Origin of the sequence: Pseudomonas entomophila, from assembly GCF_023277925.1 — a bacterium.
Classification (GTDB): domain Bacteria; phylum Pseudomonadota; class Gammaproteobacteria; order Pseudomonadales; family Pseudomonadaceae; genus Aquipseudomonas; species Aquipseudomonas entomophila_D.
In genome coordinates, this window is the sequence record NZ_CP063832.1 from 4,957,935 (window position 1) to 4,983,007 (window position 25,073).

Annotated in this window: 29 protein-coding genes; 17 read left to right on the forward strand and 12 right to left on the reverse strand. The window is 65.9% G+C overall.

Annotated elements, in window-relative coordinates; all coding sequences use genetic code 11:
- Window positions 1–95 precede the first annotated feature (95 nt).
- Entirely contained in the window at window positions 96–908 is an 813-nt protein-coding gene (locus IM733_RS22040; protein WP_248918453.1) for a helix-turn-helix domain-containing protein, read from the forward strand.
- A gap of 89 nt (window positions 909–997) precedes the next feature.
- Here IM733_RS22040 and IM733_RS22045 read toward each other — a convergent pair whose 3' ends face one another.
- Entirely contained in the window at window positions 998–1,834 is an 837-nt protein-coding gene (locus tag IM733_RS22045) for an alpha/beta hydrolase (RefSeq protein ID WP_248918454.1), read from the reverse strand.
- Between the two features lie 168 nt (window positions 1,835–2,002).
- Here IM733_RS22045 and IM733_RS22050 point away from each other — a divergent pair, with 168 nt between their 5' ends.
- Both IM733_RS22050 and IM733_RS22055 read left to right on the forward strand, forming a co-directional pair.
- On the forward strand, window positions 2,003–2,887 hold the full coding sequence (locus tag IM733_RS22050; protein ID WP_248918455.1) for a sugar nucleotide-binding protein: 885 nt from the start codon (window positions 2,003–2,005) through the stop codon (window positions 2,885–2,887).
- Entirely contained in the window at window positions 2,880–3,812 is a 933-nt protein-coding gene (locus IM733_RS22055; protein ID WP_248918456.1) for an NAD-dependent epimerase/dehydratase family protein, read from the forward strand. Before IM733_RS22050 ends, IM733_RS22055 begins: the two co-directional genes overlap by 8 nt.
- A 79-nt stretch (window positions 3,813–3,891) precedes the next feature.
- On the opposite strand, the gene IM733_RS22060 is transcribed toward IM733_RS22055, so the two are convergent.
- Window positions 3,892–4,332: a winged helix-turn-helix transcriptional regulator gene (locus IM733_RS22060; RefSeq protein ID WP_248918457.1), complete on the reverse strand. Its 441-nt coding sequence runs from the start codon at window positions 4,330–4,332 to the stop codon at window positions 3,892–3,894.
- Window positions 4,333–4,432: 100 nt separating this feature from the next.
- Between IM733_RS22060 and IM733_RS22065 the strand changes: the two genes are divergently transcribed.
- Window positions 4,433–5,641, forward strand: a complete 1,209-nt coding sequence (locus IM733_RS22065) for an MFS transporter (protein ID WP_248918458.1) — start codon at window positions 4,433–4,435, stop codon at window positions 5,639–5,641.
- Between the two features lie 45 nt (window positions 5,642–5,686).
- Here IM733_RS22065 and IM733_RS22070 read toward each other — a convergent pair whose 3' ends face one another.
- The 5 genes from IM733_RS22070 to IM733_RS22090 form a co-directional block, all read right to left on the reverse strand.
- Window positions 5,687–6,370 (reverse strand): OmpW/AlkL family protein, encoded by a 684-nt coding sequence (locus tag IM733_RS22070; protein WP_011531955.1) that lies wholly within the window; start codon window positions 6,368–6,370, stop codon window positions 5,687–5,689.
- A 109-nt stretch (window positions 6,371–6,479) separates the two neighbouring features.
- Window positions 6,480–7,058: a DUF3299 domain-containing protein gene (locus IM733_RS22075; protein ID WP_248918459.1), complete on the reverse strand. Its 579-nt coding sequence runs from the start codon at window positions 7,056–7,058 to the stop codon at window positions 6,480–6,482.
- Window positions 7,059–7,066: 8 nt separating this feature from the next.
- Window positions 7,067–8,332 (reverse strand): ABC transporter permease, encoded by a 1,266-nt coding sequence (locus IM733_RS22080; protein ID WP_248918460.1) that lies wholly within the window; start codon window positions 8,330–8,332, stop codon window positions 7,067–7,069.
- Entirely contained in the window at window positions 8,332–9,042 is a 711-nt protein-coding gene (locus IM733_RS22085) for an ABC transporter ATP-binding protein (protein ID WP_248918461.1), read from the reverse strand. The genes IM733_RS22080 and IM733_RS22085 overlap by 1 nt, the downstream gene beginning before the upstream one ends.
- Window positions 9,043–9,591, reverse strand: a complete 549-nt coding sequence (locus tag IM733_RS22090; RefSeq protein ID WP_248918462.1) for a DUF2796 domain-containing protein — start codon at window positions 9,589–9,591, stop codon at window positions 9,043–9,045.
- Window positions 9,592–9,726: 135 nt separating this feature from the next.
- On the opposite strand from IM733_RS22090, the gene IM733_RS22095 reads away from it, so the two are divergent.
- Window positions 9,727–10,071, forward strand: coding sequence for a hypothetical protein (locus IM733_RS22095; RefSeq protein WP_248918463.1), 345 nt, complete (start codon window positions 9,727–9,729; stop codon window positions 10,069–10,071).
- Window positions 10,072–10,170: 99 nt separating this feature from the next.
- Here the strand turns inward: IM733_RS22095 and trxA are convergent, their stop codons facing one another.
- The 3 genes from trxA to IM733_RS22110 are packed head-to-tail and all read right to left on the reverse strand — an operon-like array spanning window position 10,171 to window position 12,185.
- A complete protein-coding gene (gene trxA / locus IM733_RS22100) occupies window positions 10,171–11,043 on the reverse strand; it encodes a thioredoxin (RefSeq protein WP_248918464.1) in 873 nt (290 codons plus the stop codon).
- Between the two features lie 28 nt (window positions 11,044–11,071).
- Window positions 11,072–11,731 (reverse strand): class I SAM-dependent methyltransferase, encoded by a 660-nt coding sequence (locus IM733_RS22105; RefSeq protein WP_248918465.1) that lies wholly within the window; start codon window positions 11,729–11,731, stop codon window positions 11,072–11,074.
- A gap of 1 nt (window position 11,732) precedes the next feature.
- Window positions 11,733–12,185 (reverse strand): hypothetical protein, encoded by a 453-nt coding sequence (locus IM733_RS22110; protein ID WP_248918466.1) that lies wholly within the window; start codon window positions 12,183–12,185, stop codon window positions 11,733–11,735.
- A gap of 105 nt (window positions 12,186–12,290) precedes the next feature.
- On the opposite strand from IM733_RS22110, the gene nrdR reads away from it, so the two are divergent.
- From nrdR to IM733_RS22170, 12 genes are all read left to right on the forward strand, one after another.
- Complete coding sequence (gene nrdR, locus IM733_RS22115) at window positions 12,291–12,755, forward strand: transcriptional regulator NrdR (RefSeq protein WP_011531964.1); 465 nt, start codon at window positions 12,291–12,293, stop codon at window positions 12,753–12,755.
- 2 nt (window positions 12,756–12,757) lie between these two features.
- The gene (gene ribD, locus IM733_RS22120; protein WP_248918467.1) at window positions 12,758–13,885 is read left to right on the forward strand and encodes a bifunctional diaminohydroxyphosphoribosylaminopyrimidine deaminase/5-amino-6-(5-phosphoribosylamino)uracil reductase RibD; all 1,128 of its coding nucleotides are present in this window, start codon (window positions 12,758–12,760) and stop codon (window positions 13,883–13,885) included.
- Between the two features lie 41 nt (window positions 13,886–13,926).
- Window positions 13,927–14,592, forward strand: coding sequence for a riboflavin synthase (locus IM733_RS22125; RefSeq protein WP_248918468.1), 666 nt, complete (start codon window positions 13,927–13,929; stop codon window positions 14,590–14,592).
- Between the two features lie 18 nt (window positions 14,593–14,610).
- On the forward strand, window positions 14,611–15,702 hold the full coding sequence (ribBA, locus tag IM733_RS22130; protein WP_011531967.1) for a bifunctional 3,4-dihydroxy-2-butanone-4-phosphate synthase/GTP cyclohydrolase II: 1,092 nt from the start codon (window positions 14,611–14,613) through the stop codon (window positions 15,700–15,702).
- A 91-nt stretch (window positions 15,703–15,793) separates the two neighbouring features.
- The gene (ribH, locus tag IM733_RS22135; protein WP_003255395.1) at window positions 15,794–16,270 is read left to right on the forward strand and encodes a 6,7-dimethyl-8-ribityllumazine synthase; all 477 of its coding nucleotides are present in this window, start codon (window positions 15,794–15,796) and stop codon (window positions 16,268–16,270) included.
- The gene (nusB, locus tag IM733_RS22140; RefSeq protein WP_011531968.1) at window positions 16,267–16,767 is read left to right on the forward strand and encodes a transcription antitermination factor NusB; all 501 of its coding nucleotides are present in this window, start codon (window positions 16,267–16,269) and stop codon (window positions 16,765–16,767) included. Before ribH ends, nusB begins: the two co-directional genes overlap by 4 nt.
- Window positions 16,768–16,785: 18 nt before the next feature.
- Complete coding sequence (gene thiL, locus IM733_RS22145; RefSeq protein WP_248918469.1) at window positions 16,786–17,742, forward strand: thiamine-phosphate kinase; 957 nt, start codon at window positions 16,786–16,788, stop codon at window positions 17,740–17,742.
- The gene (locus IM733_RS22150) at window positions 17,739–18,242 is read left to right on the forward strand and encodes a phosphatidylglycerophosphatase A family protein (protein WP_011531970.1); all 504 of its coding nucleotides are present in this window, start codon (window positions 17,739–17,741) and stop codon (window positions 18,240–18,242) included. The genes thiL and IM733_RS22150 overlap by 4 nt, the downstream gene beginning before the upstream one ends.
- Before the next feature lie 16 nt (window positions 18,243–18,258).
- Complete coding sequence (locus IM733_RS22155) at window positions 18,259–19,002, forward strand: substrate-binding periplasmic protein (RefSeq protein ID WP_248918470.1); 744 nt, start codon at window positions 18,259–18,261, stop codon at window positions 19,000–19,002.
- Window positions 19,003–19,260: 258 nt separating this feature from the next.
- Complete coding sequence (gene ribA / locus IM733_RS22160; RefSeq protein ID WP_248918471.1) at window positions 19,261–19,878, forward strand: GTP cyclohydrolase II; 618 nt, start codon at window positions 19,261–19,263, stop codon at window positions 19,876–19,878.
- Window positions 19,875–20,294 carry an MFS transporter gene (locus tag IM733_RS22165; protein WP_248918472.1) on the forward strand — a complete coding sequence of 140 codons (420 nt, stop codon included), beginning with the start codon at window positions 19,875–19,877 and terminating at the stop codon, window positions 20,292–20,294. The genes ribA and IM733_RS22165 overlap by 4 nt, the downstream gene beginning before the upstream one ends.
- The gene (locus tag IM733_RS22170) at window positions 20,294–21,106 is read left to right on the forward strand and encodes a cobalamin-binding protein (RefSeq protein ID WP_248918473.1); all 813 of its coding nucleotides are present in this window, start codon (window positions 20,294–20,296) and stop codon (window positions 21,104–21,106) included. The genes IM733_RS22165 and IM733_RS22170 overlap by 1 nt, the downstream gene beginning before the upstream one ends.
- Here the strand turns inward: IM733_RS22170 and IM733_RS22175 are convergent.
- Both IM733_RS22175 and dxs read right to left on the reverse strand, forming a co-directional pair.
- Complete coding sequence (locus IM733_RS22175) at window positions 21,084–22,940, reverse strand: TonB-dependent receptor domain-containing protein (RefSeq protein ID WP_248918474.1); 1,857 nt, start codon at window positions 22,938–22,940, stop codon at window positions 21,084–21,086. The genes IM733_RS22170 and IM733_RS22175 overlap by 23 nt on opposite strands.
- 105 nt (window positions 22,941–23,045) lie before the next feature.
- The gene (gene dxs / locus IM733_RS22180) at window positions 23,046–24,941 is read right to left on the reverse strand and encodes a 1-deoxy-D-xylulose-5-phosphate synthase (RefSeq protein ID WP_248918475.1); all 1,896 of its coding nucleotides are present in this window, start codon (window positions 24,939–24,941) and stop codon (window positions 23,046–23,048) included.
- Between the last annotated feature and the right edge of the window lie 132 nt (window positions 24,942–25,073).

The window sequence follows — 25,073 nt, forward strand, 5'->3', positions numbered from 1 at the left end:
TCATGACAACAGCGGTTACAATTTCGCGGGTTGCTCCATTTTGGTGCGACTTGATGCTAGAATTGCATCACTCGCATCATCTGGACCCCCGCATCATGGGCGATCACTTCGCTGTCAACCTCAAATTCGCCTGTAGTCACTACCGCTCTATCTCCGAGGTTTGCCGACAGCTGTCGATCAATCGAGCACAATTCAACAAGTACCTGAGCGGGCAAAGCCGCCCGACGGCGTACAACCTCAAGCGCATCGGTGACTTCTTCGGCGTGGAGGACTACGAGCTGGGCTTGCCTCACGAACAGTTCGCCCGCCTGATCGGTGCGCGCAACCCGCTGGCGCAGGCCGCTCAGCAGAGCAATCCGATCAGCGAGTTGTTCAAGCCGCTGAACGACCATGTTGGCAACTTGTCGCGCTATTGCGGCTACTACTTCGAATACTCCAACTGCATGTCGGTGCCGGGTTCGATCCTGGTGTCGCTGGTGCACCTGCGCGAAGAGCGCGAGCGCTACCTGTTCGAGCGCCAGGAACGCCAGGAGCGCAGCAGTGCCAGCGACCCGCATGCCGAAGTGCGGTGCCGCTACCTGGGGGCGGCGTTCCAGTTGCAGGACCGATTGTTCCTGGTCGACTACGAATCGTTGACCTTGAATGAGATGAGCCAGACCATCCTGATCCCCAGTTTCAAGAGCCGCATCAGCCGCCTCAATGGCCTGAAGATCGGTGTTTCCAGTGGCGACCGGCGCAACCCGGCCTGTACGCGCGTGGTCTGGGAGTATCTGGGGGAGGAGATCAACCGGATCAACGCATTCCGTCAGGTCAGGCTGTACCGCCCGGACGATCCCCGCATCGATGACGATATCCGTGATCGCCTGAGTGCCGGGATGATCAGCAACGGGTTGTTCGAGATCGAGTGAGCCACCCAAGCCTGTAGGAGCGGCTTCAGCCGCGATGTGGACATCGTGGCTTCTGGCTACCGCGCGGGTGATCGCGGCTGAAGCCGCTCCTACAGAATGAATGCACTCACCGCATCGGCCACCTGGTCCGCCACCTCCGGCCGGTCGCGCAGGTGCGCGGCGATGCCGTGGTCGCAATCGGTGAGCATCAGGCATTCCACATGGGGCGCCGGTACCGAGCGCAGCAAGGCGTGGGTGACTTCCTCGGGGATCGGACTGTAGCGCTCGACGCCGGCCAGCCAACGGGTGCCGGCCGAAGTGCCCGCGCCTTGGCCGTGGACCTTCGAGTTGAGCCCGTCGTACTCGCCTATCACCAGCAGTACCCGGCCCTTGAACTGGCGCAGGAAGGCGTAGCTGTCGCAATCGAGAAAGGCGAACGGCTTGCGGATCGCTTCAGTGAACGCGGGACCAAAGGGCGCGTCATGGGCCGCATCGGGATACACCGCCGGGCATATCAGCACCAGCTTGCGCACGCTTGGGCGCTGCGCAGCCAGCTTGAGGGCGATGGCGCCGCCCAGGCTGTGGCCGACCACCGTGTCGCTGCGAGCGTCGAGGTGCCGGTGGAAGCGCAGGGCTTCCTGTAGGTTGCTGGCCAGCGAGGCGTCCTTCGCCCCGGGCTCGCTGGCCAGGCTGTGGCCGGAGAGGTTGCCGGTCAGCGAACCGATACCCTGGCGCTGTAGGCGGTACAGCAGCGGATTGAGCCGGGTGAAGTCTGAGCGGGCGCCGCCCACCACGAATACCGGCGCCGCGCGCTCGCTGTCCGGGAGCAGCAGGCGGGCCTGCTGACGATAGCCGGCGAATGCCTCGTCGATGAAATGCTCCGCACCGGGGGCGGGTTCGTCGAATTGCCAGCGGCTGCGCTGCGGGATGGTCGATGCGGCGTCCATGGAGGTCTCCTTGAGCATGCTTGGCGTAGTATAAGTGGCTTCAGCAAAGGGGGAACCCGATGGGGGTAGCGGCAAATCGGCGCGAGGCAGGTCTGTGTTGGACTTCCCCAGGCGGAAACCGCAAAATGGCCCCTTTCCTCCTTCGACCTGAGCGGACCTGTTGACTCTATGCGTATGCGCCTGATGCTGTTGGGTGGTGGCAATGCCCTCGGGCAAGCGCTGATTCGCCTCGGGGCCGAGGAAGACATCGCGTTCCTGGCGCCACGCCCACCGGAAGGCGGCTGGGACCCGGCCACCCTGACGCTGCTGCTCGACGAGCACCGCCCTGATGCGCTGGTCAACCTGGCGTACTACTTCGACTGGTTCCAGGCCGAATCCGTCAGCGAGCAGCGCCTGGCCCAGCAGGAGCGCGCGGTGGAGCGGCTCGCCGAACTGTGCCAGCACCACGAGATCGTGCTGGTGCAGCCGTCCAGCTACCGCGTGTTCGACGGCTCGCGCGCCACCGCCTACAGCGAGAAGGATGAGCCGGTACCGCTCGGCCTGCGCGGCCAGGCCCTCTGGCGCATCGAACAAAGCGTGCGCGCCACCTGCCCGCAGCATGTGCTGCTGCGTTTCGGCTGGTTGCTGGATGAGAGCCTGGACGGCGCGCTCGGGCGATTCCTGACCCGTGCTGAACAACCCCAGGAACTGCTGCTGGCCGACGACCGCCGTGGCAACCCGACCCCAGTGGACGATGCCGCGCGAGTAATCCTGTCGGTGCTCAAGCAGCTCGACTGCAAGGCACCGCTGTGGGGCACCTATCACTACGCCGGCAACGAGGCCACCACACCGCTGGCGTTGGGCCAGGCGATCCTCGCCGAGGCCGTGCAGTGGCGCCAGCTGGCCGTGCAGCAGCCCACCGCGCAGGCCCACGCCGCGCGCCCGGATGCCAGTGAAGAGCCGCAGCATGCGGTGCTGGCCTGCAAGAAGATCCTTCACACCTTCGGCATCAAACCACGCGCCTGGCGCGCCGGCTTGCCGCCTCTACTGGACCGTTTCTACCGACATGGCTGACGCCCCCATCCTGATCACCGGCGGTGCCGGCTTCATCGGCTCCCACCTGTGCGATGCGTTGCTGGAAAAAGGCTACGCGGTACGCATCCTCGACGACCTGTCCACCGGCAAGCGCGACAATCTCCAATTGGGCCATCCGCGCCTCGAACTGCTCGAAGGCGACGTCGCCGATGCAGCCCTGGTGGCCAGGGCCGCCGCTGGCTGCCGCGCCGTGGTGCACCTGGCAGCGGTGGCTTCGGTGCAGGCTTCGGTGGAAGACCCGGTCAAGACCCACCAGAGCAACTTCATCGGCACCCTCAACGTGTGCGAGGCGATGCGTCTGAATGGCGTGCGGCGTGTACTGTTCGCCTCCAGTGCGGCGGTGTATGGCAATAACGGCGAGGGGCAGTCCATCGTCGAAGACACCCCCAAGGCGCCGCTGACCCCCTATGCCGTGGACAAGCTGGCCAGCGAGCAGTACCTGGACTTCTACCGCCGCCAGCATGGGCTGGAGCCGGTGGTGTTCCGCTTCTTCAATATCTTCGGGCCGCGCCAGGACCCGTCGTCGCCGTACTCCGGGGTGATCAGCATATTTTGCGAGCGCGCGCTGGGCGGCCAGCCGATCACCGTGTTCGGCGATGGCGAACAGACCCGTGACTTCCTGTATGTCGGGGATCTGGTCCAGGTGATGGTGCAGGCACTGGAGCAGGATGCGGTCGAAGAGGGCGCGGTGAATATCGGCTTGAACCAGGCAACCTCGCTGAACCAATTGCTGGCGGCACTGGAACAGGTGGTCGGTGCGCTGCCTGCGGTCAGCCATGGGCCAGCGCGTTCCGGCGACATCCGCCATTCCCGGGCGGACAACACGCGGTTGCTGGCGCGGTTCGATTTCCCCACGCCGACGCCATTCGCCGAGGGGCTGGCGCGGTTGCTCGGCAAGGCCTGATATCGGGTACCGCCTCACGTGAGGTTCGCCGGCAAGCCGGCTCCTACAGGAGCGCTCCTGGCCCTTGCCGGCGAACCGCTCACGAATGCCGAACAACGCGCCGGTGGCAATTATCCGGCCCTAGGGCCCGTCCATCCTTGGCCCGGACTTCCAGGGTTTCCAAGGGCTGGCCTCGATCATCGACCAGTTGCGAGCGTGATTCGCCTTCCGCGAACAGAAACCGCTCCCCCCACTGGCGCAGGCCGACCACGATCGGAAACACCGAGCGCCCCTTCTCGGTCAGCACATATTCCTTGTACGCGCTGCCATCGGACGCTGGTTGCTGGGCGAGCAGCCCTGCCTCGACCAGCAGTTTCAGGCGCGCGGCGAGGATGTTCTTCGCCAGCCCCAGGTTGCGCTGCAATTCACTGAAGCGCCGCAGGCCATCGAAGGTGTCGCGCAGGATCATCAGTGCCCAACGATCACCGATCACTTCAAGTGCGCGGGCCACGGGGCATTGCTGGTTGTTCTCGTCGAGCATCGGCTATTCCTTGGAGGATTCTGGTTGCAGATTAAAACCATATTTGCTAAAAGGCCAACATGTGGTTTCAATTTGAAACTAAATGAACAAGGACGGCGCCATGACCACCCAAACCCCTGTTGCACCGCGCATCACCCGGGGCCTGACCCTGCTACTGGCCATCGCCTGTGCGCTGGCGGTAGCGACGGTGTACCTCGCCCAGCCGCTGCTGGAGTCGATGACGGTCAGCCTGGGCGTGCCCATTGGGCAGGCTGGCCTGGTGGTCGGCGCGACCCAGGTTGGCTATGCCGTGGGCCTGTTGCTGCTGGTGCCGCTGGGTGATCTGCTCGACCGCAAACGGCTGATCCTCGGCCAGTTGCTGTGCTCCACGATGGCCTTGTTGGGCGTGGCGTTTTCCCAGCATTGGTTGGTGTTGCTGGGGGCCATGGCGATGGTCGGGTTGATGGCCGTGGTGGTGCAGGTGATGGTGGCGCATGCCGCCACATTGGCCACGCCCACCCAGCAAGGGCAGGTGGTGGGCTCGGTGACCAGCGGCGTGGTGCTGGGCATCTTGCTGGCCCGGCTGGTGGCCGGGGTTACCGCTGACTTGCTGGGCTGGCGCGGGGTGTATTTCGCTGCGGCGGGGCTAGGGCTACTGATGGTGCTGCTGCTGGGTTGGCGCCTGCCTGTCGCTCGACCGCTGGTGGCACGGCAGCGTTATGGGGCGTTGCTGGGCTCGACGTTCCGCTTGTACCGGAATGATCCGCTGCTGCGTCGGCGGGGCGTGCTCGCGCTGCTGGTCTTTGCCGCATTCAGCACGCTGTGGAGCGCGATGGTGCTGCCATTGAGCACGGCGCCGCTGGCGCTCGACCACACCCGGATCGGCCTGTTCGGCCTGGCGGGGCTTGCCGGTGCCCTGGCCGCTTCACGGGCTGGTCGCCTGGCTGACCGGGGCCTTGGCCAGCGCACCACTGGCCTGGCGCTTGGGCTGCTGACGTTGTCCTGGCTGCCGAGCGCATTCCTGGAGCAGTCGCTGCTGGCGCTGGTGATGGGCGTGCTGATGCTGGACCTGGCCGTGCAAGCGGTGCATGTGACCAACCAGAGCCTGCTGTTGAAGGGGCGCGGTGAGATGGCGAGCCGTTTGATCGGTGCGTACATGTGCTGCTATTCGATCGGTAGCGGGTTGGGGGCGGTCGTGGCGACCTGGGTGTATGGGCGGTGGGGATGGGGGGCGGTGTGCGGGCTGGGGGCGGGGGTCAGTGCGCTGGCCTGGTGTTGCTGGTTGATGCAACTGTGCTCTTGTAGGAGCCAGCTTGCTGGCGAACGCTAGAAGCTTCGCCAGCAAGCTGGCTCCTACAAGGGGAGCGGCGGAGGGTTAGAACTTGTAGCCGATGCCCACCATATAGACCCATGGGTCTACGTCCACGTCGACCTTGGTCTTGCCGACACCCAGGGCGCTCGGGCCGTCGATGGTGGCTTTGGTGTCGATGTCGACGTACCAGACCGCGGCGTTGAACAGCAGGTTGTCGGTGATCATGTAATCCATGCCCAGCTGGCCGGCGATACCGATCGAGTCCTGCAGCTTCATGTTGCTGAAGCCCTGGGCCTTGCGGTTGCTGCTCAGGTCTTCATCGAAGAACAGGGTGTAGTTGATGCCCACGCCCGCATAAGGCTGGAACTTCGAAGTGGGTTCCATCGGGTAGTACTGCAGCGACAGGGTCGGTGGCAGTTGCTTGATGTCGGCCAGCTTGCCGTCCAGGCCGGCACCCAGGCCCTTCACACCCACGGTGTGCTTGAACGGGGTGGCGGCCAGCAGCTCCAGGCCGATGTGGTCGGTGAGCATGTAGGCGAAGGCCAGGCCCAGTTGGGTGTCGCTGTCCAGGGTTGCCTTGGTGCCCGAAACCTTTGCGCCGTCGAGCTTGAGGTCGCCGCTGTTTTCGTTCGGCGCGGTGGTGATGGCGCCGGAACGGAGGATGAAATCCCCCGCCTGGTGGGCGTGGGCAACGGGCGCGGCGAGCGCCAGCGCGACGAGCGAGGCACTGAGCAAGGACTTGTTCATGGAAGCTCCCAAAGGACGTGAGTAATCGAGTAGTCCAATGGTACGAAGCTGACTAAACAGAAAGTTTGACCCAGCTCAACGAAGCGGTTTCACACAGTGGAACCTGTTCTCATTTCAGCTCGTAAGCGTAGATTTTCTCGGCCTCCATCTGGTAACCCGCGTCGGCCAGTTCGCTGCTGGAGGCCTTGACCTGCATCGTGCCTTCGATCCAGTAGGGTTGGTAGAGGTCTTCGACGCGCACGCCCATCTCGCTGAAAATGTGCACGATCTGGTTCGACGGCGGCGGTGGCACATGGATGCAGGCACCGTAGTAGGGCACCAGGAGGAACTCGGTGGTGCGACCCTCGTCGCTGACCTCCAGGGGCACGATGTAGCCGGGGATCTTCACTGGCTGGCCATCCAGCGCCTTGACCACCGGGGCGTTGGGCGCCTGCTGGCGGGCGGCGGGCGCGGCCTCGGCCGAGAGCGCGTCGCTGATCTGCGACAAGTCGTGCAGCGGAGCCAGCTGTGGCGGGATGACCGGGGTGCCTTCGGGAATCAGGGCCGGCCAGTCGAGTTCACGGGGTTCGGCGGCCCAACCGGCGGGTATGACGAACACCAGCGCCAGCAGGAGCACGGAAAGCGCGCCCCGTCTGTAGGCCCCGGCTCGTCGGCGAGCCCTGGCGACGAAGAAGCGATAAAAGTGCATGGGTACTCTCACAGGTGAATCGACAGGCCGTCGGCCAGCGACTGCCGGTAGGCGCGCCAGGCCGGCACGCTGCCCATCAGCAGTGCCGCCCCCAGGATGATGCCCAGCAGCGTCCACTCATGGGCGCTCGGCCACGCCAGCGGCAAGTAAAGCCCATAGTTGGCCTGCACGTAGCCCTGGGCCAGGGCGATCCCGGCATACAGCAACCCCAACCCGGCCGCGATGCCCGCCAGCGCCAGGGCCAGCGCCTCGAGCACCAGCAGCCCGGCAATATGCCACGGGCGCGCGCCCACCGAACGCAGGATGGCCATCTCACGGCGGCGTTCGTTGAGGCTGGTGAGGATCGCCGTGAGCATGCCGATCAGCCCGGTCAGCACCACGAACAGCGACACCACGAACAGCGCCTGCTCGGCGGTGCCCATCAGGCTCCACAGCTCCTGCAGGGCCACGCCGGGGAGGATCGCCAGCAGCGGCTCGCCGCGGTATTCGTTGATCTCGCGTTGCAGGCTGAAGGTGGCGATCTTGTTGTTCAGGCCGAGCATGAAGGCGGTGATGGCCGTGGGTTGCAGGTCCATCGTACGCGCCTGCTCGGCGCTGATGCGTCCGGCGCCGCGGGCCGGCACGCCGTTGTGCCAGTCGATGTGGATCGCTTCCATGCCGGCCAGGCTGATGTGCAGGGTGCGGTCCACCGGCGTGCCGGTGCGTTCGAGCACTCCGACGACGGTGAATGGTTTGTCGTCGTGCTTGACCAGGCTGATGGCGGCCACGCCATGGGCCAGCACCAGCTTGTCGCCGAGCTTGTAGTGCAGCGCTTCGGCGACTTCGGCACCGAGTACCACCTCGAACGGGTCGTCGGCGAAGGGGCGGCCTTGTTCCAGCGCCAGGTGTTGGCGCCGGCCGTACTGGTAGTGGCTGAAGTACTCGCCGGTGGTGCCCATCACCCGGTAGCCGCGGTGTGAGTCGCCCAGGGAGATGGGGATCGCCCATTTCACCCGTGGGTCCTTGGCGTAGTGCTCGTAGCTGTCCCAACGGATGTTGTTGGTGGCGTTGCCGATGCGAAACACCGAATACAGCAGCAGGTTCACCGACCCGGAGCGCGCGCCGACGATCAGGTCGGTGCCGCTGATGGTGCTGGCAAAGCTGGCGCGGGCCTCGGTGCGCACCCGCTCGACGGCCAGCAGCAGGCACACCGACAGGGCGATGGCGAACGCGGTGAGCAGGGCGGTGAAGCGGCGGTTGGCCAGGCTGGCCAGGGCAAGGCGGAGCAGGTACATCAGGCCTCCCGGGGCTTGGCGGCGCGATTGAGCTCGGCCAGGGACAGGTGTCGGTCGAACAGCGGCGCCAGGCTCTGGTCATGGCTGACGAACAGCAGGCTGGACCCGGCCGCGCGGCATTCGTCGAACAGCAGGCGGATGAACGCCTCGCGGGTGTCGGCGTCGAGCGCGGAGGTGGGCTCGTCGGCGATCACCAGTTCCGGCTGGCCGATCAGCGCACGGGCCGCGGCCACCCGTTGCTGCTGGCCGATCGACAGGCTGTCGGCGCGACGGGCGAGCAGGGCCGGGTCGTCCAGGCCCAGGTGCGCGAGCAGTTGCGCGGCGGCCTGGTCGACGCTGCCATGGCGCTGCCTGGCGCGGTCGGCGCGGCTTTTCGAGAAACGACAGGGTAGCTCGACGTTCTCGCGCACCGACAGAAACGGCAGCAGGTTGAACTGCTGGAAGATATAGCCGGTGTGGTCGACCCGGAAGCGGTCGCGTGCGCCCTGGCCCAACGCTGCCAGGTCTTGGCCGAGCAGCCTGATGCTGCCCTGGCCCGGGCGGTTCACACCGCCCAGCAGGCCGAGCAGGGTGGTCTTGCCGCTGCCGCTGGGGCCCTTGAGGAACAGCGCCTCGCCCGGCTCCAGGCGAAACGCCGGGATATCCAGCAGCGGCGCCTGGCCGGGCCAGGCGAACACCAGGTCATGCAACGCGATCAGCGGCTGGCTCATTCAGAACACAACCACGGCCTTGGCGGGCGTTGCTTCCAGGCCTTTCTGGCCGTTCGGGCCGATCAGTTGCACGTTGATTTTCTGGGTTTGCGGGAAGGTCTTGAACAGCGGCGCGAGGTCGATGCGGGTGAGCTTGTCGGGGTTGGCGCAAGTCAGTTGGTAATGGGCTTCGATGTCGGCGTGCTGGTGGCCTTGCGCCTGTTTGTCGGCAGCCTCGAAGAGCGGGCTCTCCAGCTCTTGGTTCTCCTCGGTGCAGCCGGCGGCCTGGGCCAGGCCGAATAGCTTCAGCGGTCGTTCCAGCTGCTGGCGCGCAGCGGCGACCTTGGCCTTGTCTGCATCGGTGCTGGCGACGTGCTCGAAGCCCACCAGGTTCATGGCCGGGCTGTCCAGCCCCAGTTCGAGGGTGGTGCCGTCGAGCACCACGTTGAGCTTGGCCACGCCGTGCTCATGGGCGCCAAGGGTGCCATGGTCATGATCATGGTCGTCGTGGGCATGGGCCACGGCCAGGGGAAGCAGGGCGAAGGGCAGGGCGAGCAGCAGACGACGCATGGACGGCTCCAGGGGCGGCTTGGAAAGATTTGGTAATGTTATAACAACTTTTATTTGCCTCGCCAGCCTGCCTGGCACAGGTTTCATGTTCGTGGGAGCATGGCGTCATTGAGCCCCAGGATCGAGGTAGGCAGCGTGAGAATTCGTGGACAGATCGGTGACTGGCCGGTGGACTTGACCATCGAGCTGGCGCCTGACGAGTGGGCGCAGCTTGGGCGTCGGCTGGAAGTGCCTGCCGTGGCCGAGGCCGTTCAGGCCAGCGCTGGCTCGGCACCGCGCCCAGATGACGGGCAGTGGCTGGCCGCGCGCGAGGTGCTGCGCCAGGCGGGGCAGATGGGCGGGCCGGAGTTACTGGAGCGACTGGAAGGGTTGGCCGGCAGTGTGGCGGCGGGCAAGCGGCTGCTGGTGCGGTTGCGCCACAGCAGTGAGGTGAAGGTGGAAAGTGGCGCGGATGCGCCGGTGTATCACTGGGTGGGGTGACCGCTCAAAAGCGTTCGCCGGCAAGCCGGCTCCTACAGGGTGCGCACGGGTGGCGCGATACCTGTAGGAGCCAGCCTTGCTGGCGAACAGCGGTGGGTCTTAGAACATCGCCGCCGAGAGCTTGCGACGGTACACGCCGACCAGCGGATGCTCGTTGCCCAGCAGCTCGAACACCTGTAGCAACGCTTTCTGCGGCAGCCCATTTTCGTAAGCGCGATTGCGCTGGAACAGCTTCAGCAACCCATCCAAAGCCGCTTCATACTGTTGGCGCGCCAGCTGCTGGATGCACAGCTGGTAGGTTGCCTCGTCGTCCTGCGGGTTCTGCGCCAGGCGGGTCTTGAGCTCGGCGGCCTCCGGCAGGCTGGCGGCCTGGCGCAGGAAGGTCAGTTGGGCCTTGGCGCCGGCCAGGGCGGCCTTGTGCTCATCGGTCTTGACCGCGTCGAGCACCACCTGCGCCTCGCCCAGCTCGCCCCGTTCGGCCAGGCAGCGGGCGTAAAGAATCAGCGCCTCGGCGTTGCTGTTGTCTTCACCCAGCAGCACCTGCAGCAGGGCTTCGGCCTCGCTGAAACGGCTTTCAGCGAACAGCGCCTTGGCCTGCTCCAGCGGCGCGGCGGTTGGTGGTGCGGGCATCTGCACATGGGGTTCGAGCATGGCGCGGATGGCCGACTCGGGCTGGGCGCCGGCAAAGCCGTCGACCGGCTGGCCGTCCTTGAACAGCACCACGGTTGGCAGGCTGCGGATGCCGAACTGGGCCACCACCTGTTGCTCGATGTCGCAGTTGATCTTGGCCAGCAGCAGCTCGCCCTGGTAACCCTCGGTGATCTTCGCAAGCAATGGCATCAGCGCCTTGCAGGGCGCGCACCACTCGGCCCAGAAGTCCACCAGCACGGGTTTGTGGAAGGAGTTCTCGATGACCAGCTGCTGGAAGGTGGCATCGGTGGCATCGAAGATGTACGGCGTTTCCTGGCTCATCGTGACTCTCGCAAACGTGAATGCCCCACTATAAAGGCTCGCGGCGGGCGTGGTACAGGCTGACCCGGCGGAATTCGTGCGGCTCGGCCAGGTCCGGCAGGGTCAGCGCATCGAGCACGCCCAGTGGGCGGTAAAGTGGGTGACTGAAGTCGCGTACCCGCGAGTCGGCCACCAGTGCCTGGCGGCCACGGCTGAGGAACGCGTCCAGCAGGGGCAGGTTGGCGCGGTCGTAGAGCACGTCGGCGACCAGGATCAGGTCGAAACGGTCGGCTTCGGCGAAGAAGTCGCTGCTGTAGCCCAGTTCGACCTGGTTCAGCGCGGCGTTGGCGCGACAGGCATCAAGGGCCAACGGGTCGAGGTCGCAGGCCACCACTTCCAGGGCGCCGGCCTGGGCGGCAGCGATTCCGGCAATGCCGGAGCCCGCGCCGAAGTCCAGTACGCGCTTGCCACGCACCCATTCCGGGTGTTCGGCGAGGTAGCGGGCCATGGCCAGGCCGCTGGCCCAGCAGAAGCTCCAGTAGGGCGGCTCTTCCAGGATGCGTCGGGTTTCCTCGCTGCTGAAGGCGCGGTCCATGTTCTGGTCGTCGATCAGCCAGAGTTTCAGGGCGCAGCCGGGCAGTTCGCTGATCACCAGGCGCGCTTCGCCGATCAGGCCGCTCAGGGCCTGTTGCAGGGCTTGCGGGGCCATCTTATGGGGCCTTTTCGAAGCGCAGCGGGCCGGTACCCTGGGTTTCGGCCTGGGCAATACGCACCGGAGGCAGGTGCAGGATCAGCTGGCCCGACTGGCTGGCGCGGCCGCGCAGCTCGACCCGGCCACCGGCGGGGAATACTTCGGGGTTGAAGCGCAGGTGATAGGGCAGGGCCTGGCCGGTGCCGGTCAGAGTGCTGCTGGCGAGCAATTGCTGCGGGCGGCCACGCTCGTCGATGACCAGCAGGGCCAGTTCCACGTCGGCGCCGGCCGGGACTTCCAGCAGGGTGCCGCTCAGTTCGCGCTGGTAGGCTGGCAGCGGGCCCAGCGGCTGGGCTTTCTTGGCCACCTTGGCCGGCGCGGGCGCCGGCGCTTGCTCGGACTTGGGCCGGTCACTGCCGCAGGCGGCGAGCAGGGCGGCGCAGCACAGCACGATGAGTGCGCGATGATGCATGGGGGAGTCCTTCACGGGCAGATTTGCATGGATGGTAAACCCTTTGGCTTGTCTTGCCAGTGCAATGCGCTACCATGGCCCTCCCTTTTTTTGTTGCCTGCCACCATGCACTGTCCGTTTTGCGGTGCCAACGACACCAAGGTCATCGACTCTCGTCTTGTCGCCGAGGGCGAGCAAGTGCGCCGCCGACGCGAGTGCGTCGCCTGCGGCGAGCGCTTCACCACCTTCGAGACCGCCGAACTGGTCCTGCCCCGGCTGATCAAGCAGGATGGCACGCGCCAGCCCTTCGACGAAGACAAGCTGCGCGCCGGCATGCAACGGGCGCTGGAGAAGCGCCCGGTCAGCATCGAGCGCCTGGAAGCGGCGTTGGCCCATATCAAGAGCCGGCTGCGTGCCACCGGCGAGCGCGAGGTGAAGTCGCTGGTGGTGGGTGAAATGGTGATGGCCGAGCTGCGCAAGCTAGACGAAGTCGCCTACATCCGCTTCGCCTCGGTCTACCGACGCTTCCAGGACCTCGACGAGTTCCGCGAAGAAATCGACCGCCTGGCCCGCGAGCCGGCTAAAGAGTAAGCATGTCCAGCCAAGCCATTCTCGACGCTCATTACATGGCCCGGGCCGTGGAACTGGCCCGCAAGGGCCTCTACACGACCCACCCCAACCCACGCGTCGGTTGCGTGATCGTGCGCGATGGCGAGGTGGTCGGCGAAGGCTGGCATGTGCGCGCCGGCGAGCCCCACGCCGAGGTGCATGCCCTGCGCCAGGCTGGTGAGCGTGCCCGTGGCGCCTGTGCCTATGTCACCCTCGAACCGTGCAGCCACCACGGCCGCACGCCGCCGTGCGCCGAGGCGCTGGTCAAGGCCGGGGTGGCGCGGGTGGTGGCCGCCATGCAGGACCCCAATCCACAAGTCGCGGGTAATGGCCTGCGGCGCCTGCGCGAGGCCGGCATCGAGGTGGCCAGCGGCGTGCTCGAAGCCGAGGCGCGGGCGCTGAACCCCGGCTTCCTGAAACGCATGGAGCAAGGCCGGCCGTTCGTTCGTGCCAAGCTGGCCATGAGCCTGGATGGCCGCACCGCCATGGCCAGCGGCGAGAGCCAGTGGATCACCGGCCCCGCCGCCCGTGCCGCGGTGCAGCGCCTGCGCGCCCGCTCCAGCGTGGTGCTGACCAGCGCCCAGAGCGTATTGCAGGACAACGCCCGGATGACGGTGCGCGGCGAGGAGCTCGGGCTGGACAACGAACTCACCGCCCTGGCCCTGTCGCGCCCGCCGCTGCGGGTGCTGGTCGACGGGCGCCTGCGCCTGCCGCTGGACGCACCCTTCTTCCAGGCCGGCCCGGCGCTGGTGGTCACCGCCGCAGGCGATGATCCGCGCTACGCCGCTGCCGGCCATGAACTGCTCAACCTGCCGGGCAACGACGGCCAGGTCGACCTGCCTGCGCTGCTGCGCTGCCTGGCCGAGCGCGGTGTCAACGACATCTTGCTGGAGGCTGGCGCCGGCCTGGTCGGCGCCTTCGCCCGCCAAGGCCTGGTCGACGAGTTCCAGCTGTTCGTCGCCGGCACCTTCCTTGGTTCCGAGGCCCGCCCGCTGCTGGACTGGCCATTGTCGAAAATGAGCGAGGCGCCACGGCTGAAAATCACCGAAATGCGCGCGGTCGGCGATGACTGGCGAGTCACTGCCATCCCCTTGCCGGCCCCCGGCGTATAATGCCTGGCCTGCCCCGCGCAGCCCGTCTTTAGGAGAACACCATGTTCACCGGCATCATCGAATCCATCGGCACCATCCGCAGCATGACCCCCAAGGGCGGTGACGTGCGCGTCTACGTGGAAACCGGCAAGCTCGACCTGGGCGACGTCAAGCTGGGCGACAGCATCGCCGTCAACGGCGTGTGCCTGACCGCCGTCGAACTGCCCGGCGACGGCTTCTGGGCAGACGTCAGCGTCGAAACGCTAAAGCGTACCGCCATGGTCGACCTCAAGAGCGGCAGCCGGGTCAACCTGGAAAAGGCCCTGACCCCCACCACCCGCCTGGGCGGCCACCTGGTCAGCGGCCACGTCGACGGTGTCGGCGAGATCGTCTCGCGTAGCGATAACGCCCGTGCCATCCAGTTCCGCGTGCGCGCCCCGAAAGAGCTGGCCAAGTACATCGCCCACAAGGGCTCGATCACCGTCGACGGCACCAGCCTGACGGTCAACGAAGTCGATGGCGCCGAGTTCGAGCTGACCATCGTCCCGCACACCCTGTCCGAAACCATCATGGCCGACTACCGCGCAGGGCGTCGGGTGAACCTTGAGGTCGACCTGCTGGCCCGCTATCTAGAGCGCCTGCTGCTGGGCGACAAGGCCGCCGAACCGAGCAAGGGCAGTGGCATCACCGAAAGCTTCCTGGCCGCCAACGGCTTCTTGAAATCCTGATTGAGAAGGGGGTGCCGCGTGGCGCTCAACAGCATCGAAGAACTGGTCGAAGACATCCGCCAGGGCAAAATGGTCATCCTCATGGATGACGAAGACCGCGAGAACGAAGGCGACATCATCATGGCAGCCGAATGCTGCCTGCCCGAGCACATCAATTTCATGGCCAAGCACGCCCGTGGCCTGATCTGCATGCCCATGACCCGCGAGCGCTGCGAAACGCTCAAGCTGCCGCTGATGGCGCCGCGCAACGGTTCCGGCTTCGGCACCAAGTTCACCGTGTCGATCGAGGCCGCCGAAGGCGTCACCACCGGCATCTCCGCCGCTGACCGCGCCCGCACCGTGCAAGCCGCCGCTGCCAAAGACGCCAAGGCCGAGGACATCGTCAGCCCCGGCCACATCTTCCCGCTGATGGCCCAGCCGGGCGGCACGCTGGCCCGCGCCGGCCACACCGAGGCCGCCTGCGACCTGGCGCGCATGGCCGGTTTCGAGCCCAGCGGCGTGATCTGCGAAGTGATGAACGACGACGGCACCATGTCGCGCCGCGCCGAGCTGGAAGTGTTTGCCGCCGAACACAACCTCAAGATCGGCACCATCGCCGACCTGATCCACTACCGCATGATCCATGAGCGCACCGTGCAGCGCGTCTCCGAGCAGCCGCTGGACAGCGAGCTGGGCCAGTTCAACCTGGTCACCTACCGCGACGCGGTGGAAGGCGACGTGCACATGGCCCTGACGCTGGGCAAGATCTGCGCCGACGAACCGACGCTGGTGCGCGTGCACAACATGGACCCGCTGCGCGACCTGCTGATGGTCAAGCAACCGGGCCGCTGGAGCCTGCGCGCCGCCATGGCTGCCGTGGCCGAGGCCGGCAGCGGCGTGGTGCTGCTGCTGGGCCACCCGCTGGACGGCGACGTGCTGCTGGCGCACATCCGCGAGAGCGCGGGCGATGCGCAGCCCAAGGCACCCACCACCTACAGCACCGTCGGTGCCGGTTCGCAGATCCTGCGCGACCTCGGCGTGCGCAAGATGCGCCTGATGAGTTCGCCGATGAAATTCAATGCGATATCCGGATTCGATCTGGAAGTTGTAGAATACGTGCCCTCCGAGTGACTTGAGGCGGCCTGATCGCCCCTAGACTCGAGTCAAAACCCTCCCGAGGCCGCCACTGCGCGGCCTCGCTCTTGAAGATGAGAACTCCGGAATGACCCTGAAGACCATCGAAGGTACCTTCATCGCCCCCAAAGGTCGCTATGCTTTGGTGGTTGGCCGCTTCAACAGCTTCGTCGTCGAAAGCCTGGTTAGCGGCGCAGTCGATGCCCTGGTACGCCACGGCGTCAGCGAAAGCGACATCACCATCATCCGTGCCCCGGGCGCGTTCGAAATCCCGCTGGTGGCACAGAAAGTCGCCCAGCAAGGCGCTTACGACGCGATCATCGCCCTGGGCGCAGTGATCCGTGGCGGTACCCCGCACTTCGAATACGTGGCGGGCGAGTGCACCAAGGGCCTGGCCCAGGTGTCCATGGAGTTCGGTGTTCCGGTGGCTTTCGGCGTACTGACCGTCGACTCCATCGAGCAAGCCATCGAGCGTTCCGGCACCAAGGCTGGCAACAAAGGTGCCGAAGCGGCCCTGTCCGCCCTGGAAATGGTCAGCCTGCTGGCGCAGTTGGAGGCCAAGTGATTAGCGACGAAAGCGATCGTTTCAACCCGCGCGATCCAAAACCTGCGGATGCCGGCAAGCCCTCGAAGAGCGCCAAGCGTCGCGAAGCCCGCAAGCTCGCCACGCAAGCCCTCTACCAGTGGCACATGGCCAAGCACTCGCTGAACGAAGTGGAAGCGCAGTTCCGGGTCGATAACGATTTCTCCGATGTCGACGGCGCCTACTTCCGCGAGATCCTGCACGGGGTCCCGGCGAAGAAGGTCGAGATCGACGAGGCCCTGAAGCCTTGCCTGGATACGCCACTGGAAGAACTCGACCCGGTCGAGTTGTCCGTGCTGCGCCTGTCCGCCTGGGAATTCATGATGCGCGCCGACGTGCCGTACCGCGTGGTGATCAACGAAGGTGTGGAGCTGGCGAAAGTCTTCGGCGCTACCGACGGGCACAAGTTCGTCAACGGCGTGCTGGACAAGCTGGCTCCACGTCTGCGTGAAGCGGAAGTCCGGGCGAACAAGCGCTGATCGCGGCGCTGACGAGCCATGGGTGAGTTCGAGCTGATCAGCCACTACTTCGCCGCCGCGCCCTGTGCGCAGGGCGGCGAGGGCGTGGCCCTGGGTATCGGCGACGACTGCGCCCTGCTGGCGCTTCCCGCTGGCGAGCAGCTGGCGGTTTCCACCGACACGCTCGTGGCCGGCGTGCACTTCCCCGCAATCTGCGACCCCTTGCTGCTCGGCCAGCGCTCGCTTGCCGTGGCGGCCAGCGACCTCGCAGCCATGGGCGCCACGCCCATCGGCTTCACCCTGGCCCTCACGCTGCCCGAAGTCGGCCCCGACTGGCTCGCGGGTTATGCCGACGGCCTTGGTCGTATGGCCCAGCGTTGCAGTATGGCGCTGATCGGTGGCGATACCACCCGTGGCCCGTTGAGCATCACCGTGACCGTGTTCGGCCGCGTGCCGGCGGGCCAAGCGCTGCGTCGCAGTGGCGCACGGCCGGGCGACCTGTTGTGCGTCGGTGGTTTTCTGGGTAATGCGGCGGGCGCCTTGCCGTTGGTGCTGGGTGAGCGCGAGGCGGCTAATGATGTGGCCGCGCCGCTGCTGGCGCACTACTGGTCGCCGCTGCCACAACTACAGTTGGGCGAGCGCCTGCGTGGCCTGGCCACGGCGGCACTGGACATCTCCGATGGGTTGCTGGCCGACTGCGGGCATATCGCCAAGGCGTCCGGCGTGGCGCTGGAGGTGAACCTGGCGCAGCTTCCCGTGTCTGCTCCTTTGCAGGCGTTTCTTGGCCGTGAGGCGGCATTGCATGCGGCGCTCACCGGTGGCGACGACTACGTACTGGCGTTCACCCTGCCGGAATGCGCACTTTCTTCACTGGCCGACCAGGTGCACGTCATTGGCCGTGTGCTGGAGGGGCAGGGTGTGACCCTGCGTGACCCGCAGGGCCAGGACATCACCCCCGCGCAGCGGGGCTATCAACATTTCAGGGAGACACCGTGACCGACCACCCCAACCAGGTGCCTGCGGAGTTCGTTCCGCCTTCGGTCTGGCGCAACCCGTGGCACTTCATCGCCTTCGGTTTCGGCTCTGGTACCTTGCCCAAGGCCCCCGGTACCTGGGGTTCGCTGGTAGCCCTGCCGTTCATCCCGCTGTGGCAGATGCTGCCCGACTGGGGCTATTGGCTGCTGCTGGGCATCAGCATGTTGTTTGGTGTGTGGCTGTGCGGCAAGGTGGCCAACGACTTGCGCGTCCACGACCACGAGGGCATCGTCTGGGACGAGATCGTCGGCATGTGGATCACCCTGTGGCTGGTGCCGGAGGGCTGGCAGTGGCTGCTGGCGGGGTTCCTGATGTTCCGCTTCTTCGACATCCTCAAACCCTGGCCGATCCGCTGGATCGATCGGCATGTGCATGGTGGCTTCGGGATCATGCTCGACGATATCCTGGCCGGTGTGTTCGCCTGGCTGGGCATGCAGGTGCTGGTGTGGGCGGTGGCCTGAAACAGGGAGCGTTGTGATGAGGTTCAGGACTGTATTGCTGGCAGTGATGCTGCTCGTCGCGGGCTCCGGCGCCATGGCCCGGGAGGCGCCGACGCAGGTGCGCCTGGTCAGCGAGGAATGGCTCGACTACACCAACAAGGATGGCACCGGGCTGGCCTGGGACGTGATGCGCAAGGTGTTCGAACCGGCCGGCGTCAAGCTCAAGCCACAGAGCGCGCCCTACAGCCGCGCGGTGGGCCTGGTCAAGCGTGGCGAGGCGGATGCCTGGGTGGGCTCCTACAAGGAGGAGAACCCCAATAACCTCTACCCGCGCTGGCACTTCGACATGGATCATATCTATGCCCTGGGCCTGGCCAGCAAGCCGGCGCCCACCCTCGACAACATCGGTCAGTTCCGCCTGGCCTGGGTGCGCGGCTACGACTACGGCAGCTACTTGCCCAATGCCAGGAATTTCCGCGAGATCCAGCGCCGCGAGGGCATCCTGCCGATGCTCGAGCATGACCGGGTGGATTTCTATATCGATGCCGAGACCGAGGTGAACTACGTGCTCGGCCAGGCACCCGACCCCAAGCAGTTCAAGCTCACCCACGTGGCCGAGCTGCCGTTGTACCTGGCGTTCGCCGACAGCGAACAGGGCAAGGCCCTGCGTGACCTGTTCGACCGGCGCATGGAGGTGCTGGTGCGCAGCGGCGAGCTGAAGCCGATCTTCGAGCACTGGAAGCAGCCCTATCCGTTCGCCAGCAATAGCCAGCCTCACTAGTGTCACAAGTTTGGATGCCAACCCTGTAGGAGCCGGCTTTGCCGGCGAACCAGGCAACGCGCAGAACGCCGGTGTTCGCCGGCAAAGCCAGCCCCTCCAGGTTGTCTTGAACCCTGAAGGCAGCGGTACGAGGGTTGATGGCGCCCCTATAAGCATCGAACTTTTCGATCTTAAGCCGCGATATTCAGCCTGCGCACCGGCGCCGGGCTGCTGATACAATCGGCCGATCTGAATATTCCTACTTTCCAGGAGCACAACGTGCCCGTCGTCTTTGTCGCCGCCTCCAAACTCCCGACTCCCTTTGCGATCTTCACCATGCATGGTTTCCTCGACGAAGCCACCGGCCGTGAGCACGTGGTGCTCAGCCTGGGTGACATCGCGGACGGTGAGCCGGTGCTGGGGCGCCTGCACTCCGAGTGCCTGACCGGCGATGCTCTGTTCAGCCAGCGTTGCGACTGCGGCTCGCAACTGGAGGCCGCGCTGCAGGCCATCGCCCGCGAAGGCCGTGGCGTGCTGCTGTACCTGCGCCAGGAAGGTCGTGGCATTGGCCTGCTGAACAAAATCCGCGCCTACGAGCTGCAGGACGGCGGCGCCGACACCGTCGAGGCCAACGAGCGCCTGGGCTTTGCCGCCGACCAGCGTGACTACGCCATGTGCCTGCCCATGCTCGAGCACCTGGGGGTGAAATCGCTGCGCCTGATGACCAACAACCCGCGCAAGGTCAAGGCGCTGACCGACATGGGCATCAAGGTCGCCGAGCGCGTGCCGCTGCACACCGGCCACAACCCGCATAACCGCCTGTACCTGGCCACCAAGGCCGACAAGCTTGGCCACATGATGGGCAACAAGCACCAGGGCGAGGTGCCCCAGGCGTGACCCGCGGCGAGGTGAAGCGCCGGCTGGCCCTGGCCTGGTGGCAGTACCTGGCCATGGGCCTGGTGCCGTTGCCGGTGATGGCCTGGGCGTTTGGTGGTAGCGAACCGCTGATCCCGGTGCTGGCCATGCCATTGTTCATCGCCGGGGCTGCGACCATGTTCCTCAGCCTGCCACGCTTCGGCACTTACAAGCGGGCATTGATCGCCACCGACAAGCAACTGGGCACGCCGGAAGAGCCCGGCGCCTGGATCGAGCTGGCGCGGGTGAGGCGCCTGGCCATGCTGTTCGCCTGTTTCCCCGCTTGGGTGGCTGCGCTGTCGGTGCTGGTGGGGCTCGAAGCGGTGCCACAGATCCTGCTGGCGTTGTCTACCGTGGTGATCCTGTACCTCTACCACATTCCGCGTCAGTTGGGCTGATGCGGGCGTTGCTCGCCGGTATCGCGCTGCTGTGCTGCGGCGCCTTGGCCGAAGCACAGCCACGTGTGGTCAGCTTGGCGCCGTCGATGACCGAGATCGTCCTTGAGCTGGAGGCCGGCGACCTGCTGGTCGGCGTGCTCGATGGCGGCGAGCGTCCGCAGGCGCTGGCCAGTCTTCCCTCCGTCGGCCGTCATGGCCAGCTGGATATGGAACGCCTGCTCAGTCTCAAGCCCGACCTGCTTCTGCTCTGGCCCGGGAGCGTGGCTCCTGCCCAGCGTGACCAGCTCAGGCGCCTGGGAATCGACACGTTCAGCGGCGAACCCGGCGACCTCGACCAGTTGATCGAGCAGATCGAAGCCATCGCCCAGCGCATCGGCCGTGACGAGCAAGGTCACGCCTATGCCACCAGTTTGCGTGAGCGGCTGCATGGGCTGCGGGAACATTACCGGCGTGAAGTGCCATTGCGGGTGTTCTACCAGGTCTGGGACAAGCCGCTGTACACCCTGGGTGGGCGTCAGGTGGTCAGTGATGCCTTGCGTGTCTGTGGGGCGCGCAATGTGTTTGATGACCTGACCCAGCCAGCGCCGCAAGTCAGTGTGGAGTCGGTGCTGCTGCGCGACCCTGAGGTGATCCTGGCGGGTGATCCGGCGCAACTGGCCAGTTGGCGCCGCTGGCCGCAGTTGAGCGCCGTTAAGGGTGGACGCTTGCTGGTGGTGCCGGACAAGGGGCTTGAGCGGCCCAGCGGGCAGATGATCGAGGCCACCGCCCGCCTGTGCGCGTTGCTCGAGGCTAGAGCGCCGGTGTCCAGGTAATGCTCAGTAGCCAGGTGCGGCCTTCTTCGCGATAGCCGTAGTCATTCCCCTGGTAGTTGTAGAAATTGCGGCTGTAACGCTTGTCCAGCAGGTTGTCGAGCTTGAGGTCGACCAGCAGTTCACGGGTGGCCGCCCAGCCGCCGCGAATGCCCAACAGCCCATAACCACCGATGGGCACATTGTTGGTTTCGTCGTTGTAGCTGCCACTGACGGCCTGCCAGCTGGCACCGACATTGAAACGGTCGAATTGACGGTCGATATCCAGGCTCAGGGTGCGGCGTGCGCGCCGGGCAAGCGTGTGGCCGCTCTTCTGGTCACGGGGGTCGATCAACGCCAGGCCCAGTTGCGATGTCCAGGCACCCCATTGCTGGTCCAGCGCCATCTCGAAGCCGTTGATACGGGCTTGGGCAACGTTGCTCATGGTATCGGCATCGGCGTCGTAGCTGATGGCATCTCGTAGGTCGGTGCGATAGAGCGAGGTTTCCAGGCGGCTGCTGTCGGTCAGTTGACTGCGCCATTGCACTTCATAGGACTTCGAGTGCTCCGGCTTGAGGTCGGGGTTGCTGAGACCAGGGTAGTAGAGGTCGTTGAACGTGGGGGCGCGAAAGCCCTCGCTGTAGGACAGCAACAGGTCATTGCGGGCGTTCAAAGGCAGGGTCAGGTTGCCGCTCCAGGTGGTCTGGCCGCCGAATTGCTGGTTCTTGTCGTGGCGTACGCCAAGTTCGGTCGAGAAGTGTTCGCCCTGGAAGCGATGCTGGGCGAACACGGCGCGGTTCCAGCGGCTGTCCTCGTTGAAGTCGGTGGCCGCGTGTACCCGGTCCTCGTACCACTCGCCACCCAGCAGCACGCTGTTGTCGTCATTCAGGGTCAGGTCGTTCTGCCAGGTGACCTGGTCGCGGTAGGTGTTGAACGGCGTGCTCTGGTGCGTGAGCTTGTCGCGGCTGTCGTCGCGGTTTTCGCTGTGGGCCACCTCCAGTCGGGAATGCCATTGATCGGCAAGCTGGGCATCGAGGTAACTGCCCAGGCTGCTGACAGCGAAGTTCGAGTAGGGCACCTTCGGGCTGCTGCCGCGAGGCTCGTCGAATTCACGGCGCCCATGGTTCTCGAGCAGGTTCAGGCCCGCTTCGAAACGCTCGTTGAAGGTGTGGCTCAGGCTCAGGTTGAACGCGCGGTTGCGATAGGCGTCATGGTCGCTATCGCTGGCATACGACGGCCCGGTGGAGTCGATGCCGGCCGTTTCGTCGAGGCTGGCGCCGAGGTTGAAGCGCGTTGCGCCATTGCCCCCGGACAGGCCCAGGCTACGCTGCCAGGTCTGATTGCTGCCGGCCGCCAGGCGCAGGCGCGGTTGCAGCCCCTGGCCGCTGCCACGGCGGGTGAAGATCTGGATCACCCCGCCGATGGCGTCGCTGCCGTACACCGCCGAGCGCGAGCCGCGCAGCACTTCCACCCGCTCGATCTGGTCGACGTCGAGAAACTGCAGGCCGCTGTCGCCAGACGTGGCGTTGGCGATGCGCACGCCGTCGACCAGCACCAGGGTCTGGGCCGCCTTGGTGCCGCGCACAAAGATGCCCGGCAGGCTGCCGCGACCACCAGTTGGCGCGACTTGCACGCCGGGCACGCGGGTGAGCAGGTCGGTGACGTTGGACGGTTGCAGGCGGTCGATGTCGCTGCGGGTAAAGACCGTGTTGGCGGCGCTGGTGGCGGTGCGCGACTCGACCTGGCGGCTGGCGCTGATCAGCACGTCGGGGAGCTTGAGGGCATCGTCACGGGAAGGTTCGGCGGCCAGGGCGGCGGCGGGGAGGCACAGCAGGGTGGTGAGGGTTGGAATCTTCATAGGGCGTGCGATTGTGTTCGCCGGCAAAGCCGGCTCCTACAGGTACCGCGCATATCCCGGTAGGAGCCGGCTTTGCCGGCGATGGGCCGCATGGCGGCCCCAGATTTATAGGCCGAGTTTGGCCATGCGGGCCTTGACCGAGGCTTCGATGCCAGCAGCATCCAGCCCGCACTCGGCCAGCATTTGCGCGGGCTTGGCATGCTCGACATAGATATCCGGCAGGCCCAGGTGCAGCAGCGGCTTGACCACGCCTTCACGGGCCAGGAATTCGCCCACGGCGGCACCTGCGCCGCCCATGATGGCGTTCTCCTCGATGGTCACCAGCAGTTCGTGGCTGGCGGCCATCTCCAGCACCAGCGCCTCGTCCAGCGGCTTGACGAAACGCATGTCGACCACGGTGGCGCCGATCTGCTCGGCCACTTGCAGGGCTTCAGTCAATTGCACGCCGAACACCAGCAAGGCGACCTTGCTGCCCTGGCGGCGGACCACGCCCTTGCCGATTTCCAACGGCTCCAGGTCGCCACTGATCGGCGCATTAGGGCCGGTACCGCGCGGGTAGCGCACGGCGGCCGGGCCTTTGTAGTGGTGGCCGGTGCTGAGCATCTTGCGCAGCTCGTTCTCGTCGCTCGGGGTCATCACCAACATGCCGGGGATGCAGCGCAGGTACGACAGGTCGTAGGCGCCGGCATGGGTCGGGCCATCCTCGCCGACCAGGCCGGCGCGGTCGATGGCGAACAGCACGTCCAGGTCCTGCACCGCCACGTCGTGGATCAGTTGGTCATAGGCGCGTTGCAGGAAGGTGGAGTAGATCGCCACCACCGGCTTGGCGCCTTCGCAGGCCATGCCCGCGGCGAAGGTTACCGCGTGCTGTTCGGCGATGGCGACGTCGAAATAGCGCGTGGGGTAGCGTTCGCTGAAGTCGACCAGGTCCGAGCCTTCCTTCATCGCCGGGGTGATCCCCACCAGGCGGTTGTCGGCGGCGGCCATGTCGCACAACCACTGGCCGAACACGGCGGAGTACTTCGGGCCGCTCGGTTTTTTCGGCGCGACCGGCTTGTCGGCCGGCTCCAGCTTGGTGATGGCGTGGTAGCCGATCGGGTCGACTTCGGCCGGGGCGAAGCCCTTGCCTTTCTTGGTGACCACATGCAGGAACTGCGGGCCCTTGAGGTCGCGCATGTTGCGCAGCGTGGCGATCAGCGTGGGCAGGTCGTGGCCGTCGATCGGGCCGATGTAGTTCCAGCCCAGCTCTTCGAACAGGGTGCCGGGCACCAGCATGCCCTTGGCGTACTCTTCGGTGCGGCGGGCGATCTCCCAGGCACCGGGCAGGCGCGACAGCACTTTCTTGCTGCCTTCGCGCATGCTCGCGTAGGTGCGGCTGGAGAGGATCTTGGCCAGGTAGTTCGACAGGCCACCAACGTTGCGCGAGATCGACATGTCGTTGTCGTTGAGGATGACCAGCATGTTGGCATCCACTTCCTGCGCATGGTTCAGTGCCTCGAAGGCCATGCCGGCAGTCAGCGCGCCGTCGCCGATCACGGCGATCGACTTGCGTGGGTCGTTCTGCAGGCGGGCGGCGATGGCCATACCCAGCGCGGCGCTGATCGAGGTGCTGGAATGGCCGACGCCGAAGGTGTCGTACTCGCTTTCGCTACGGCGCGGGAAGGCGGCGATGCCGTCCTTCTGGCGCAGGCTGAGCATGCGGTCACGGCGGCCCGTCAGGATTTTGTGCGGGTAGGCCTGGTGGCCGACGTCCCACACCAGCCGGTCGTCCGGGGTGTCGAAGACGTAGTGCAGGGCGATCGTCAGCTCGATGACGCCCAGGCCCGCACCGAAATGCCCACCGGTCTGCCCCACGGTATAGAGCAGGTCCTGGCGCAGCTCGTCGGCCAGGGTCTCCAGGTCGGCTTCGGCCAGGCGGCGCAGGCCGGCGGGCGTGTCGGCGCGGTCCAGCAACGGCGTGACCGGGCGTTCGCGGGGGATCTCTTGAAACGTCGTGGGCATCAGGCGTGTCGTTATAGGTGTGAAGACGCGGCAGTTTACCCCATTGTGGGAAAAGCTGCCCATTCGGACGGGTGGGAGCGGGGGCTGCTTTGCAGCCCATCGCCGGCAAAACCGGCTCCTGCAGGTTCAGTG